10 protein-coding genes are annotated in these 13,539 nt (G+C 57.2%); all 10 read right to left on the minus strand.

Features of this window, described 5'->3' with window-relative positions:
- Window positions 1-59: 59 nt before the first annotated feature.
- The 10 genes from ACEN8R_RS09090 to ACEN8R_RS09135 all read right to left on the minus strand — a co-directional run bounded on the left by ACEN8R_RS09090 (window position 60) and on the right by ACEN8R_RS09135 (window position 13,357).
- Window positions 60-1,007 (minus strand): PoNe immunity protein domain-containing protein, encoded by a 948-nt coding sequence (locus ACEN8R_RS09090; RefSeq protein WP_018926048.1) that lies wholly within the window; start codon window positions 1,005-1,007, stop codon window positions 60-62.
- Window positions 1,004-2,737 carry a hypothetical protein gene (locus ACEN8R_RS09095; RefSeq protein WP_018926047.1) on the minus strand — a complete coding sequence of 578 codons (1,734 nt, stop codon included), beginning with the start codon at window positions 2,735-2,737 and terminating at the stop codon, window positions 1,004-1,006. Before ACEN8R_RS09095 ends, ACEN8R_RS09090 begins: the two co-directional genes overlap by 4 nt.
- Window positions 2,734-5,025 carry a type VI secretion system Vgr family protein gene (locus ACEN8R_RS09100; protein WP_018926046.1) on the minus strand — a complete coding sequence of 764 codons (2,292 nt, stop codon included), beginning with the start codon at window positions 5,023-5,025 and terminating at the stop codon, window positions 2,734-2,736. The genes ACEN8R_RS09095 and ACEN8R_RS09100 overlap by 4 nt, the downstream gene beginning before the upstream one ends.
- A 229-nt stretch (window positions 5,026-5,254) precedes the next feature.
- Window positions 5,255-5,986, minus strand: coding sequence for a hypothetical protein (locus ACEN8R_RS09105; RefSeq protein WP_018926045.1), 732 nt, complete (start codon window positions 5,984-5,986; stop codon window positions 5,255-5,257).
- 397 nt (window positions 5,987-6,383) lie between these two features.
- Entirely contained in the window at window positions 6,384-7,322 is a 939-nt protein-coding gene (locus ACEN8R_RS09110) for a carbohydrate kinase family protein (RefSeq protein WP_018926043.1), read from the minus strand.
- A gap of 13 nt (window positions 7,323-7,335) precedes the next feature.
- The gene (xylB, locus tag ACEN8R_RS09115) at window positions 7,336-8,832 is read right to left on the minus strand and encodes a xylulokinase (protein WP_018926042.1); all 1,497 of its coding nucleotides are present in this window, start codon (window positions 8,830-8,832) and stop codon (window positions 7,336-7,338) included.
- A gap of 126 nt (window positions 8,833-8,958) precedes the next feature.
- Entirely contained in the window at window positions 8,959-10,434 is a 1,476-nt protein-coding gene (locus ACEN8R_RS09120; protein WP_018926041.1) for a mannitol dehydrogenase family protein, read from the minus strand.
- A 16-nt stretch (window positions 10,435-10,450) separates the two neighbouring features.
- Window positions 10,451-11,554, minus strand: coding sequence for an ABC transporter ATP-binding protein (locus tag ACEN8R_RS09125; RefSeq protein ID WP_018926040.1), 1,104 nt, complete (start codon window positions 11,552-11,554; stop codon window positions 10,451-10,453).
- Between the two features lie 32 nt (window positions 11,555-11,586).
- Window positions 11,587-12,417 carry a carbohydrate ABC transporter permease gene (locus ACEN8R_RS09130; protein ID WP_018926039.1) on the minus strand — a complete coding sequence of 277 codons (831 nt, stop codon included), beginning with the start codon at window positions 12,415-12,417 and terminating at the stop codon, window positions 11,587-11,589.
- Window positions 12,418-12,427: 10 nt separating this feature from the next.
- The gene (locus tag ACEN8R_RS09135) at window positions 12,428-13,357 is read right to left on the minus strand and encodes a carbohydrate ABC transporter permease (protein WP_026286408.1); all 930 of its coding nucleotides are present in this window, start codon (window positions 13,355-13,357) and stop codon (window positions 12,428-12,430) included.
- Window positions 13,358-13,539 lie beyond the last annotated feature (182 nt).

A 13,539-nucleotide genomic window follows, 5' to 3' on the forward strand; every position in this document is an offset into this window, starting at 1 on the left:
TGGCTTGTTCGCCCATCCGAACAATGATTGGCTGAAGTCAAGTCAATCTGCCGCCGCTATTATTCTTCACCTGACCAATACCAAATAGTATCGCCCCATCTCGAGTCGCTGAAGCTCGGCATGATTTCGCCCTGTTCGAAATAGCGACGAGATTCTGCTTGTGCAGGTGTAAACCAATAGCCTGCTTTACTGCAAGGTTGCCCTGCATTTATACGAGCAATCTGGGCAGTGTCGGTCGGTTGGTAATTTCTCGCGTATTCGACCAAGTCTTTTGGATAAACCATATGATTAATTTTGCTGTCGTCGATACCGTACAGAAAAGCAATAGCACCAGCCTCCAGCGCCCAATATCCAAAGTAGCTTCCTTCATCCCCTTGTTTGTGAGAGTCGTGCCATGAGGCCTGCTCAAACGCGGGATACCAATCATTGCAATATTTTTGCAATAGTTTGGAAGCTTCTTCCTTGTCCTCCTCATAGGTGGCGTATACCAGAGGCGAGTAAACATCGTGATACCAGCGATCGACGTCGTATCGGTCAGGCAGCAGTTTGCAAAGCAAATCCTCATAGAGGGTGTCATCGCCTGCGTAACCTGCTGGATCTATTAAGGCAACGAATCGTTTTAGCAGGTCGGTGCGATGTAGAAGAATACACAGACTGAACACTTGAACGCATTCTTCGTACTGATCAGGCCAGTCATCAATCGTTAATGGTGTAATGTTCGGGATTTTTTCGTAATTCGCCAGCTTCTCCTGAAGAAGCTCGTAACTTTCTACAAGCTTTTCCAATAATGGGATCAGGACTACGATCTCATTGCCAGCGGTGTAGCGTATCAGTATTTCCTTGAGTATCAGCTTCTGAAAGTATCTGGCTCTGAGCGATTTTTCTTGCTCGTCAGAGTCCGCCTGAAACGTATTTTCTTTGAAGAATTCAATCGAATCTTTGTAGTTGATAAAAAAATTATCGAAGCGAGCTTCGCTTAAGAATTGTTGTCTTCTGCTCATGATCATTCCTCCGCCTTCAGGGAGCTCAATTTGCCGTATTTTTTGGTGAGTGACGCCTTCTTTTTATTGACGGCTTCTTTAACTTTGTTTTCTTTGTAGTGAATAGCCTCGTGCGCAGTATGAGTCTCCGGCCCCGTCATATTTTTTCGAGCTTTTGCGTGTTCGCGAGGACCATTGAGAACGCTGTAAAGAGGTGTGAAAAATAAATGCCGACTGAATGAACTAAGAACGTTCTTTGAAATTTTCTCACGTAGAGCTTTGTCTATGTTCTGGTGAATCCATTCGATACTCATTTGTACCAATACAACCTTGCCCGATTTTTCGGTAGGTTGAGCAGAGTCAATTTCTTTTTTTTGCTCTGTTTTTTCTATTGTTTTAGCTTTTTCTTTTGGTGCGTTATCATTGGTGGCTTTTTTTCTGTTACTGCTCGTCGATGCATTTTTAGTAGTCGTACTATTGTGTTTTTTTCCCGGTCGGGATTTTTTCGGCGCGGTTGTTTCTGCAGTCGTGTCTGATTGATCAACAGGTTCGAGTAACTCTTCAACTGCAATATCACCCGAAACACCCAGTTTGGAAACAATGCTGGGTTTACGAGGTTCTGGTTGTGGGCCTGAAGCCGCCGGTTTTTTTGAGTGCTTAGCTGCCTTATCCTCTTCTTCTTTTTTTCTGTATTGATCTTTTATAAATTTTGGAGTGTCTTCGTCTCTGCTTGCTTTAGCTTCGACAATCGCAAACTTTTTTGAATCATTCGTTGCAGGATCGGCGCGCCATACTGCGTCGATACCAGTACCGTTCGCCCCATCAGATAATTTATACAGGGCGTGCCATTCTTTTGGGTTGCCACCCATTGAAAGTTTGCCTAACGTATTTTCGTCAGGATTGCCACTAAGCCAACGTCCCTCTGCGCCTTTATCATGGCCATCCCAATGTTTACCCCAGCCTAGAGTTTCCGCGCAGTAATAGTCGGCGATATGCTCTCCACTGACGCCAAGTGCATCATTGGCAATATGGTAGACCTTGGTGGCTGCGTTCTGCTGGTCAATCTTGTTGGAATGTGTGCCGCTCGCGCCGTCCGCACCTTGACTCGCCACTGAAGCATCTTTGCCCGCGGGTTTCTTTGTTGTTGCCGGCTTGCTTGACGCCGCCATCGCAGAGCTGTTGCGTTGCATGCCTTTCCACTTGAGCAAGCGTCTTTCGACAATAGCGAGCATTTCCGGCATGTTGTCGCGAGACGTCGCCAAGACGGTAACGACCGCGGATTTTGCCCAATTAGGCAAACTCTGAAATGTCGACGAGCCTTTGACCGCGCTAATGATAGCGTCTAGCTCAGCACTCAATTTTGACGCATCGAAAACCTGCTTGAGCAGCTCCTCGGGACTGGTTTTGATTCCACACTCCTGAAGAACGAAGCGCAACAGATCGAACAAAACCGGTGCAAATCGCTGTGGGTCGCGGTTAACGATGCGCATGCTTTTCTTCAACCCATCGCCTGGGCCTGGTATCCAGCCTATCACTGCCATTAAAAGGTCAAATTTGGCGTCTTCCTTTCCGTCTGCGCTTTCTGCGTTATACAAAGTAATGGACGATTCGATAGTGTCATAGGCGTCGATGGCCTGGCCGAGGAAAGGCACGGCGCCCATGGCGATACCTTTGGCCAACTCGACAGCTGCTTCCTTATAAGCGGCCTTACGGTCTGTGTCGTCTGTGACCTCGGTATTTTGTGCTACTTCACTCATGCCAGCCTCCCTGCAGCTTGTTCAACCAAAGCCTGTAAATCGACCTCGTTCGGGTCATATCCTAATTTGAGCAAGTCTTCGTTGATCTTATCGTCGGAGCTTTCGACAACCTTGATTGATTCACGGTTGTACGGCCTTGGATCCTCGCCGTAATACACCTTGGCCGGTCCTTTCGGGACATCCTCCAAACGAGCAAAGCCGTCGTCGTCCAGCACGCCTTCACGGGTCGACCCGTCGGCAAAATCAACTCGATACGACGCGCCCTGCACAGGCTCAAGGTTGTCGTAATGCAGGTTCAATTCCAGCCAGGTCGGATTGGTCTTGGCTTCTTTCATCAGGCGACCGGCGATGTCGGCAGCAGCAAGTCCTGGAATAAGCGGGGCAAGGATGGCGATTCCGGTGCCGGAACCTGGCCCACCACCCGAGTTGACCTTCACCTCAGCCCCACTGATCGTCACACCCCCCGCATCAATCTTCACAAAACTCCCGCCAGCCTTGGCCGTGAGCTCCATGCCACCCTCAACCACTACCTTCTCGCCAGCGTTGTAATGAATCTCCTGACCGGCCTCGACAAACTGCGCGGTGCCCACCTTCACATGCTGGGTCACGCCCACGGTCAGGTGATCATCCGCCCGCGCTTCAGTCTTGCGATCCAGATGGGTGAGGCGATGCTCTTCCACCTTGAACTCGCTGAACACGTTGGCTTCGACCGTGTCATGCCGTTCATTGCCGACGCGGATCTTCTGGTCGTGTTCGATGTTTTCATCCCAGTCGCGCTGGGCGTGCAGGTAGATCTGTTCCGCGCCTTTCTTGTCTTCGATGCGAAACTCGTTGTAGCCCTTGCCGCCCGGCGAGCTGAGGGTTTTGAAGGTGCTGCGGGTCTTGTTCGCCGGCAGGTCGTAGGGGACGACGTTTTCCTTGTGGTACAGGCAGCCGGTGATCAGCGGTTGGTCGGGGTCGCCCTCGAGGAAGGTGACGAGCACTTCCATGCCGACTCGTGGGATGGCGATGCCGCCGTAGGCGTTGCCGGCCCAGCCGCTGGCGACGCGTAGCCAGCAGCTGGTCTTGTCGTCGGCCTGGCCGTCGCGGTCCCAGTGGAATTGCACCTTGACCCTGCCGTATTCATCGCAGTGGATTTCTTCCCCCGGCGGGCCGGTGACGATGGCGGTCTGGCTGCCCAGCACTTGCGGTTTCGGGTGTTCCAGGGCCGGGCGGAAGTGCGCGTCCCACGGGGTGGCGAGGAAGCGGTTGCGGTAGCCCTGGTGGAAGTCGTCCTTGTTGTCGGTGACGTCGCTGGTGGTGTTCTCGCCGAGCACTTGCGGCTGTTTGCCCTCGTGGACGATTTCCAGCAGCAGCCACAGGTCGTTCCATTCGGCGCGCGGGTGTTCGCTGAGGGCCAGGAAGTGGCCGCTGACCAGGGTCGGTTCGTCGCCTTTGCCTTCGGCCAGTTGGTAGTCGCTGCGATGGCGCTCGAGGGCACGGGTTGCCAGTTGCTTGCCGCGCGCGCGGTCGGTGAAACGGCCGGGGTAGTCGTAGTCTTCGAGGTCCGGGGCGAACGCGCTTTTGGCTGCGCTTTCCGGCAGCAGCCGGGGTTTTTCGAAGTCGTAGTCGCGGCGGCTGACGCGGGTGGTGCGGGTTTCCAAGCGCAGGTTGAAGCGCTTGATCACCGTCTTCTCGGCGGCCATGCCGGAGTCCTGCTGGTAGCTCACCGGCGCCAGTTTGCGGAACACCGTCTGGTCATCGCCGAACACCAGTTTGTGGCCACTGGCCGAGTGCTGGAAGTGGAAATGGATGCCTTCCTCTTCGCACAGGCGCTGGATGAAATGCAGGTCGGATTCGTCGTACTGCACGCAGTACACGCGCTCCGGGTAGATCGCGCCGAGCTGGAAGCTGTAGGCGTCGGCCAGAATGCCGCGGGCTTCGAGGACCTGGGCGATGATCTTCGGTACGCTGAGTTGCTGGAAAATCTGTTGGTCGTGGTTGTGGCGCAGGTAGGCCAGTTGCGGCACCAGGCTGATGCTGTAGCGGGTCAGGCTCTTGCCGGAATCGCCTTGCTCGATGCGGTACACCAGGCCATGGATTTTGCCTTGGCCGGTGGCGCCGAAGGTCAGACAACCGGGCTTGTGCAGCAGCTCTTCGAGTTTCAGGTCGGGGCGGGTACTGACCAGTTCGATGTCGAAACAGAACGGCTGGTTGAGGGCCTCGCGGCCGATGAAGCTGAGCACCTGAAGGTCGACGGAAACGCCTTCGAGGGTGAGGGAGATATGGATTGCGTTTGCGTCCAGCATGCCTTGAATTCCGTCCTTTGAAAAAGCAGGGGGCGGATGGTGCAGTATTAAATGGCCATGTTCAAGGCGAAAATGCCGTAGGTCAGGGGCCTGACGCTTGTAGGGCTTTCCCCTATAGCTGAGGTTTTGCACGATGAATACAGGCACTTTTCGAGGCAATTGACCGCTACGCCATATAAAAAAGAAGGCCCCACAGATGGGGCCTTCGTTTATGACTCAGCCAATTAATTCAAAGCGATTGCAGGGAAATGGTCGCGCTCTGAGAGTTTTGCTGGCTGTCAGCATCCATCCAGACCCACTGCGTACCGTCGCCTTGCAGATTATTGGAAATACTCTGAATCTGCGAGTAACTGATCTTGACGGCCCCAACTTCACTTGCAGTAGGCCCGATCGTGGTGACCTGGCCGGAGAGCAGGCCGTTCGACGTCTCATTGACGACGAACACGGTCGCTTGCGCCTCACGGAACTGGCAAGAGAGGAACTGTGTAATGGTGCTGGTGATCGTCAGGTTCATCCATTTCGATGGAGGGACCGCATAGTAGCGGGTGTACTTGTTGAACGGATGCTGCTCACCATCGGCCGGCAGCGGATAGTTGCTGAGTCCCGATGTATTGGTCGGCATGCTGACACTTCCCAGCCAGATTTCGACCTGTGATTTACCGGCGTTGCTGGACAGTGAGACTGAAACGGTTTGAGTATCGGTGCCCGAGACAAAACCCAACGATGCCAGGCCTGCATTGGCCGTGGTGCCAGGCACCGTGATCGGTACGGGCGGCTGGCTGTTGCTCCAGTTCACGGAGACAGTCGAGTTGTTGTCATTTTGCGCGGAGTTGTAGATAAAGATCCCATACAGCTGGCCTGGGCTAAGCGCGGTACAGGTGGCTGTATCACCTGCGGTGAGCGTAATGCGTTGTCCGCCGTTCCAGTTAATTTGGGCAGCTGAGATAGCGACACTTTCCATGTTGGAGTTCCTTTTCCTGTTGTGGTGGTATAAGGATTTCGCACAGCAATTGTCCTTACCTGCGCCGTGCGTGGAAAAGATACTAGTTGAAGGCATGTAGCGGTCAAGTAACTAACTGGTTGTAGTTGGCTGCATATGATTATTTTTTGGAATAGTTGCAAGTATAAATCGCTATAAATTTTCTCGGGTATAAAAAATATAAAGCTGTCAATGACCGCTTATCTTTTGTACGGGTTTTATTTTTTAAATTGCAATAAGACTATATCTAAAAAATATAATGGGAGAAAAGATGTAGCGCTCAATGAAGAAAGATATGCAAGCTGTCTTTTATTCAAGTCCACCGGCAGGCCCTGAAATCAGGACCTGCCATAGTAGAGAGGTATGGGGGGCGTGTATTTCAGCTCAACTGCCGCCGATACGGCAAATCCGGCCCGGTCTTGCTGCAGGTCAACGCGGCGGCACTCACCGCAAACCTGAGCATCCCGTCAATCTGCTCACGGCTCAGCCGCTGCACACCCGCAACCGAATCCAGCTGCTGCTCGGTCAGCCAGGTAATCAGCGCCGCCTGGAAGGTATCGCCAGCCCCAACGGTGTCGGCAATCTTCACCGAACAGGCCGGCACCGACCATGTGCCATGAGCCCGGCTGAACACCGTCGCCCCCTGACCGCCACGGGTCAGGAACACCAACTGACAACGATGCTCCAGCCAGCTTTCGATCACGCGCTGGGGATCCTGCTCGGGATACAACAGGCTCAAATCTTCGTCGCTGACCTTGATCAGGTCGGCAAGCTCCACCAGGGTGGCGATCCGTGAACGCCACAACTCGATGTTCGGCTCGGGATTCAGGCGCACGTTCGGGTCGAGGCTGATCAGGCGTTTGCCACTTTCGCGCTGCACCAGCGCCAGCAAGGTATCGGCAACCGGTTGCACCACCAGCGAGAACGAGCCGATGTGCAAGCCGCGCACTTCAGGCCCCAGTTGCGGCAGATGAGCAAGGCTCAACTGCCGATCCGCGCAGCCTTCGCCGCGAAAGCTGTAGTGAGGCGAGCCGTTGGCACCGACCGCGACCATCGCCAGCGTGGTCGGCGCGGCGAAGTCCACAAGGTAATCCGGGCGTACGCCTTCATCCTGCAGCACTTGCTGCAAGCGACGGCCGAGGTAGTCGGTCGACAGTCCGGCAAACAGCGCGGCATCCACGCCCAGGCGGCGCAAACCCACCGCGACGTTGAACGGCGAGCCGCCAGCAATTGCCTTGAAATTCACTTTGGACGCCAGGCCGCTGGCATCGTCTTCGCTGAAGAAATCGAATAGCGCTTCACCACACACCAGATACATAGTTGCTCGCTCTTTAAAGGGTTGCGACATGCTGTTGATAGCGTTCGTAGGCCTGCTGACAGGCCTGTACATTTTCTGCAATCGGCAGGGTTTCACTGGCCAGGTCGAGCTTCACGCAGCGCTCGCACAAGTCCGCCAGGCTGTCTTCGTGGCCGTTTGCCCAAGACTTGCACCACGCCGCCTGAATCGCTGCGCCAAGCGCCGCGGCCTCGCTCTGTTCGGTACAAATCACTGGCGTATTCATGATGTCGGCGACGATTTGCCGCCACACCGGGCTCTTCGAGCCGCCGCCGGTCAGGCAGATGCTGCGGCTTTGTAAGCCATTGTGGCGCAGCAGGTCCAGCCCGTAACGCAAACCGAAGGTGGTGCCTTCCACCACGGCGCGGCACAGATTGGCCCGGGTCAGGTTGGTCATGGTCAACCCCAGCAGGCTGCCGCTGGCATGGGGCAGGGCGGGAACGCGTTCGCCATTGAGGAACGGCAGCATGCACACGCCTTCAGCACCAATCGGCGCGTGTTCGACCAGGGCGTTGAACTGCTCGATATCCAGTTCGAACAACTCGCGAATCGCGCCGGTGGCATTGGTCAGGTTCATGGTGCAGATCAGCGGCAACCAGCCGCCGCTGGAGGAACAGAACGTTGCCACCGAGGCGTCCGGACTGACGTGCGCTTGCTCGGCATAGGCGTAGACCGTCCCCGAAGAGCCGAGGCTCATGGTGATCGCGCCGGGCTTGATGTTGCCGGTGCCGATCGCGCCCATCATGTTGTCGCCACCGCCGCTGGAGACCAGGGCCTTGGGGTTGATGCCCAGATGCTCGGCGATGCCCGGCAGGATCGTACCGACCGGCTGGTGGGCATCGATCAGCTCCGGGAGCGCGGCTTGCAGGCGCCCGCTGGGGTCGATGTCGCGCAGCAGTTGCAAGTCCCACTGGCGCGTACGTACGTTGAAATAGCCGGTGCCCGACGCATCGCCGTACTCGCTGCAACTGCGACCGGTGAGCCAATAGTTGAGGTAGTCATGGGGCAGCAGGATACGGGCGATGCGGGCGAAAATTTCCGGGTGTTGTTCTTTGGTCCAGAGCAGCTTGGACACGGTGTAGCCCGGCGCGATAACGATGCCGAGGCGCTCCAGGGAGCCTTTTTCACCGCCCAGATGAGCCAGTAGACGATCATTCTCCGGGGTGGATTCGGTATCGCACCAGAGCTTGGCCGGGCGCAGTACCTGGCCGTGATCGTCGAGCAGCACCAGACCATGTTGCTGGCCGGAAACGCCGATGCCGAGAATGGCCTGACCATCGACATCCGCGGCGAGCAACGCGCGACGGGTGGCCTGGGTAAAGGCTTCCAGCCACTGGGCAGTGTCTTGCTCGCGACGGCCATTGGGGCCGCTGATGAGGCTGTGGACAGCAGCGCCCTGAGCGAGGACCTGACCACTGTGTGCGTCGAGGATCACGGCTTTGGTGCCTTGGGTGCCGCAGTCGATGCCCAGGAATAGTTGTTGGTTTGCCATGGAAACACCCTACCGAAGATTGTTCCCACGTTCTGCGTGGGAATGCATCAATGGACGCTTTGCGTCCGCTTCTGGATGGGACGCGGAGCGTCCCGGGCTGCATTCCCACGCAGAGCGTGGGAATAATCAGACGGCCAGCACTCGTTCGAGCGTCTGCGTCACGCCAACTTCCCGCAAGCTGTTACAGCACCACTCGAACGCCGCGACGAACTCTGGCGAACGCGGAATCGCCGTGCCGAAAATCTCCTCAACCTCCAGCAGCCGCTGGGTGATCAATGCATCATCGGCCACCAGCGCCTGACAGAACGCCGCCCGCGGATCCGGAATTGCATAGGTCTGACCGTTCTCATCCACGCCTTTGAGGTACAGCGCCCAGGCCGCCACCACCAGCGCCGCACGTTTGGTCTCGCGGCCGTCGGCGATCAAGCGGTTGAGGGTCGGCACGGTGAATTTCGGAAACTTAGATGAGCCGTCCGAACACACCCGCTCCAGTTGATCGGCAATCGCCTGATTGGAGAAGCGCGCCACCAGGGTGTTTTTGTACTCGGTCAAATCGATGCCCGGCACCGGCGCCAGTTGCGGCGTCACGTCCAGGTCCATGTAGGCGCGCATGTAGCGCACGAACAGCGGGTCGTTCATGGTTTCGTGAACGAAGCGGTAACCCTTCAAAAAACCCAGATAAGTCAGGGCCAGGTGACTGCCGTTGAGCAGTTTGATCTTCATCTCTTCGTAAGGCGTGACGTCGTCGGTGAACTGCACGCCGACTTTTTCCCAGGCCGGGCGACCGTTGACGAATTTATCTTCCAGCACCCACTGCACAAACGGTTCGCAGACCACTGGCCAGGCGTCGTCAATGCTGTGTTTGTCGTGCAATTGCAGGCGATGCTGGATGCTGGTCATCGGCGTGATGCGGTCGACCATGGCGTTGGGGAAGCTGACGTTGCGCTCGATCCAGTCGCGCAGGTCGGCATCGCGCAGGGCGGCGAATGCGAGCAAGGCTTTGCGGGTCACCGCGCCGTTGTGCGGCAGGTTATCGCAGGACATCAGCGTGAACGCGGGCGTGCCGGCGGCACGCCGTTTGGCCAGCGCGGCGCAGAGGAAGCCGAACACGGTTTTCGGCGTGTTCGGATTGCTCAGGTCGTGCTGGATCTGTGGTAGATGCGTCATGAACTCGCCGTTGCTGTCGTCGATGCAGTAGCCGCCCTCGGTGATGGTCAGCGAGACGATGCGGATCTCGGGGCTGGCCAGTTTATCGATCAGCGCCTCGGCGCCGTCTTCGGCCAGCAGCATGTCGCGGATCGCGCCGATGACTCGCACTTCGGTGTCGTCGGTATCGCCGAGTTCAAACAAGGTGAACAGGTAATCCTGTTCTTTGAGATCGTCCCGGGCACGACGGTCTTCGGTGCGCAGGCCGACCCCGCAGATGGCCCAGTCCAGTGCTTCGCCGGTGTTCATCAAGGCGTCGGTGTAGTACGCCTGATGTGCGCGGTGGAAACCGCCGACGCCAATGTGCGCGATGCCCTGGCGGGTGTCGCTCAGGGTGTAGGCGGGCAGGGCCACCTCGGGGGCGAGGCGGTTGAGGTTGGACTTATTCAGTTTCATCGCATGTTCTCTGAGTTCAGGCTGCGGCGCGCAGTGGACGAGTCAGCGCCACGCCGTTGGCATCGAATAAATGGCAGTGTTCGGCGTCCAGGTGCAGGCTCAGGGTTTCGCCATAACGGCTGGCCAGATCGCCGCGAACGCGCATGGTCAACGCTTCACCGGAAGACGTCAGCACATGGCAGAAGGTGTCGCTGCCCAAACGTTCGCTGACATCGGCGGTGACTTGCAACGTGCAGTCGCCAGGTTGCGCCAACTCCAGGTGTTCCGGGCGAATGCCCAGCGTTACCGCACCGCCGACGCTCAGGTTGGCCGCGCTCAGTGGCAGAGTGATGCGGGTGCCGGCGTCCAGCAGCACTTCGCAGCCCCGGCTGTCGACACGGGTGACTTTGCCTTTGAGGAAGCCCATTTTCGGTGTGCCGAGAAAACCTGCGACAAACAGGTTGGCCGGCTGGTGATACAGGTCCAGTGGCGAACCGACCTGCTCGATCTTGCCGCCATTGAGCACGACGACTTTGTCGGCCATGGTCATGGCTTCGACCTGGTCGTGGGTCACGTAGATCATGGTGGCTTGCAGTTCTTTGTGCAGGCGCAACAGTTCCAGGCGCATTTGCACCCGCAGGGCGGCGTCGAGGTTGGACAGCGGTTCGTCGAACAGGAAAATTTTCGGATTACGCACAATGGCCCGGCCGATCGCTACGCGCTGACGCTGACCGCCGGACAGCTGTTTCGGTTTACGTTCGAGCATCGGCCCGAGCTCCAGAATGCGCGCTGCTTCGCCGACCTTCTTCTCGACTTCGGCTTTCGCTACACCGGCCAGGTCGAGGGCGAACGACATGTTTTTACGCACGCTCATGTGCGGGTACAGGGCGTAGGTCTGGAACACCATCGCCAGGTCGCGCTTGGCCGGGCTGACTTCGGTGATGTCGCGGCCATCGAGCTCGATGGTGCCGCCGCTGACTTCTTCAAGGCCGGCGATCAGCCGCAGCAGGGTGGACTTGCCGCAACCCGACGGGCCGACGAACACCACGAATTCCTTGTCGTTCACTTCCAGGTCGATGCCTTTGATGATGGAAAAACCTTCGAAGCCTTTTTGCAGATTTTTGATTTTCAGGTTGGCCATGATGGCGCTCCTTTATGTTTATTCTTTGAGGGCTATTTCACGGCGCCAAACGACAGGCCGCGGACCAGCTGTTTCTGGCTGATCCAGCCGAAGATCAGGATCGGCGCGCAAGCCAGGGTCGACACCGCCGACAACTTGGCCCAGAACAAACCTTCGGGGCTTGAGTAAGAGGCGATCAGTGCGGTCAGTGGCGCGGCTTTGGACGAGGTCAGGTTCAGCGACCAGAACGCCTCGTTCCAGCACAGGATCAGCGACAGCAACACCGTGGAAGCCAAGCCACCCTTGGCGATCGGCAGCAGCACCCGGACCATTTCCTGCCACAGGGTGGCGCCGTCCAGGCGTGCGGCTTCGAGGATGTCCTTGGGGATGTCTTTGAAGTAGGTGTAAACCATCCAGACCACGATCGGCAGGTTGATCAGCGTGTAGATCACGATCAGCGCGATTCGCGTATCCAGCAGGCCAAAGCTCTTGGCCAACAAGTAGATCGGCATCAGCACGCCCACTGGCGGCAGCATCTTGGTGGAGAGCATCCACAGCAACGTGCCTTTGGTGCGCTGGGTTTCGTAGAACGCCATGGAATAGGCGGCCGGCACCGCGATCAGCAGGCACAATGCCGTGGCGCTAAAGGAAATCACCACCGAGTTCCAGGCGAAGCTGAAGTAATCGCTACGCTCGTTGATGTGCAGGTAGTTCGAAAGCGTCGGCGTGAAGATGAACTGCGGTGGTGTGGCGAAGGCGTCGATTTCGGTCTTGAAACTGGTCAGCACCATCCAGAAGATCGGGAAGAAAATCAGGATCGCGATGGCCCAGGCCAGAGTGCCGAGCAGCAGGCTTTGCAGACGACGGGATTGTTGAAGAGTCATGGCGCGGGCCTCAGGCTTTGTCTGTCAGGTTTTTGCCGATCATGCGCACCAGCACAATGGCCGCGATGTTGGCAATCACCACCGCGATCAAGCCACCGGCGGAGGCCATGCCGACGTCGAACTGCACCAGCGCCTGGTTGTAGATCAGGTAGGCGAGGTTGGTCGAGGCGTAGCCGGGGCCACCGTTGGTGGTGGTGAAGATTTCGGCGAACACCGACAGCAGGAAGATGGTTTCGATCATCACCACCACCGCAATCGGCCGGGCCAGGTGTGGCAAGGTCAGGTGCCAGAAAATCGCGATCGGGCCGGCACCGTCCAGGCGCGCGGCTTCTTTCTGTTCCTGGTCGAGGGACTGCATGGCGGTCATCAGGATCAGAATCGCGAAGGGCAGCCATTGCCAGGACACAATGATGATGATCGACAGCAGCGGGTAGTGCGCCAGCCAGTCCACCGGCTGCGCGCCGAACAGCTTCCAGATGTAGGCGAGAATCCCCGAGACCGGGTGAAAGATCAGGTTCTTCCAGATCAGCGCACCGACGGTGGGCATGATGAAGAACGGCGAGATCAACATCACCCGCACGATGCCGCGACCGAGAAACTCACTGGCCTCCAGCAATGCGCTGATCAACACGCCGAACACCACGCTGACCAGCAACACACTGCCCACCAGCAACAGGGTGTTGGTAGCGCCGGGCAGGAAACCCGAATCGCTCAGGAAATAGCTGAAGTTCTCCAGCCCCACGAATTCGTTTTCACCGGGGTAGAGCAAGTTGTAGCGGATCATCGAAAAGTAAACGGTCATGCCCAGCGGCACGATCATCCACAGCAGCAGCAACGCCACCGAGGGGCTGACCAGAAACCAGCCGGGGTTGGTCAACCGGCTTTTACGCACCGGTTGCGGGATGTCCATGTGAGCTTTGACAGTGGTTGAAGTATTCATGGCGATCAGAACCGATTGGGAACAGACAAATGAAGATCAACTGTAGGGGCGAGGCTTGTGTGGTGAGGGAGCTTGCTCCCGCTGGGTCGCGAAGCGGCCCCAAAAGCTTTGCGACTGCTGCGCAGTCGAACGGGAGCAAGCTCCCTCGCCACACAAGCCGACCCCTACATGGGGGGCGCTGG

Source organism: Pseudomonas sp. Pseusp15, assembly GCF_059492165.1.

Coding starts and splice junctions, on each gene's coding strand:
- ACEN8R_RS09090 (WP_018926048.1), bottom strand. CDS start 1,007: ATGATCATGAGCAGAAGACAACAATTCTTAAGCGAAGCTCGCTTCGAT.
- ACEN8R_RS09095 (WP_018926047.1), bottom strand. CDS start 2,737: ATGAGTGAAGTAGCACAAAATACCGAGGTCACAGACGACACAGACCGT.
- ACEN8R_RS09100 (WP_018926046.1), bottom strand. CDS start 5,025: ATGCTGGACGCAAACGCAATCCATATCTCCCTCACCCTCGAAGGCGTT.
- ACEN8R_RS09105 (WP_018926045.1), bottom strand. CDS start 5,986: ATGGAAAGTGTCGCTATCTCAGCTGCCCAAATTAACTGGAACGGCGGA.
- ACEN8R_RS09110 (WP_018926043.1), bottom strand. CDS start 7,322: ATGTATCTGGTGTGTGGTGAAGCGCTATTCGATTTCTTCAGCGAAGAC.
- xylB (WP_018926042.1), bottom strand. CDS start 8,832: ATGGCAAACCAACAACTATTCCTGGGCATCGACTGCGGCACCCAAGGC.
- ACEN8R_RS09120 (WP_018926041.1), bottom strand. CDS start 10,434: ATGAAACTGAATAAGTCCAACCTCAACCGCCTCGCCCCCGAGGTGGCC.
- ACEN8R_RS09125 (WP_018926040.1), bottom strand. CDS start 11,554: ATGGCCAACCTGAAAATCAAAAATCTGCAAAAAGGCTTCGAAGGTTTT.
- ACEN8R_RS09130 (WP_018926039.1), bottom strand. CDS start 12,417: ATGACTCTTCAACAATCCCGTCGTCTGCAAAGCCTGCTGCTCGGCACT.
- ACEN8R_RS09135 (WP_026286408.1), bottom strand. CDS start 13,357: ATGAATACTTCAACCACTGTCAAAGCTCACATGGACATCCCGCAACCG.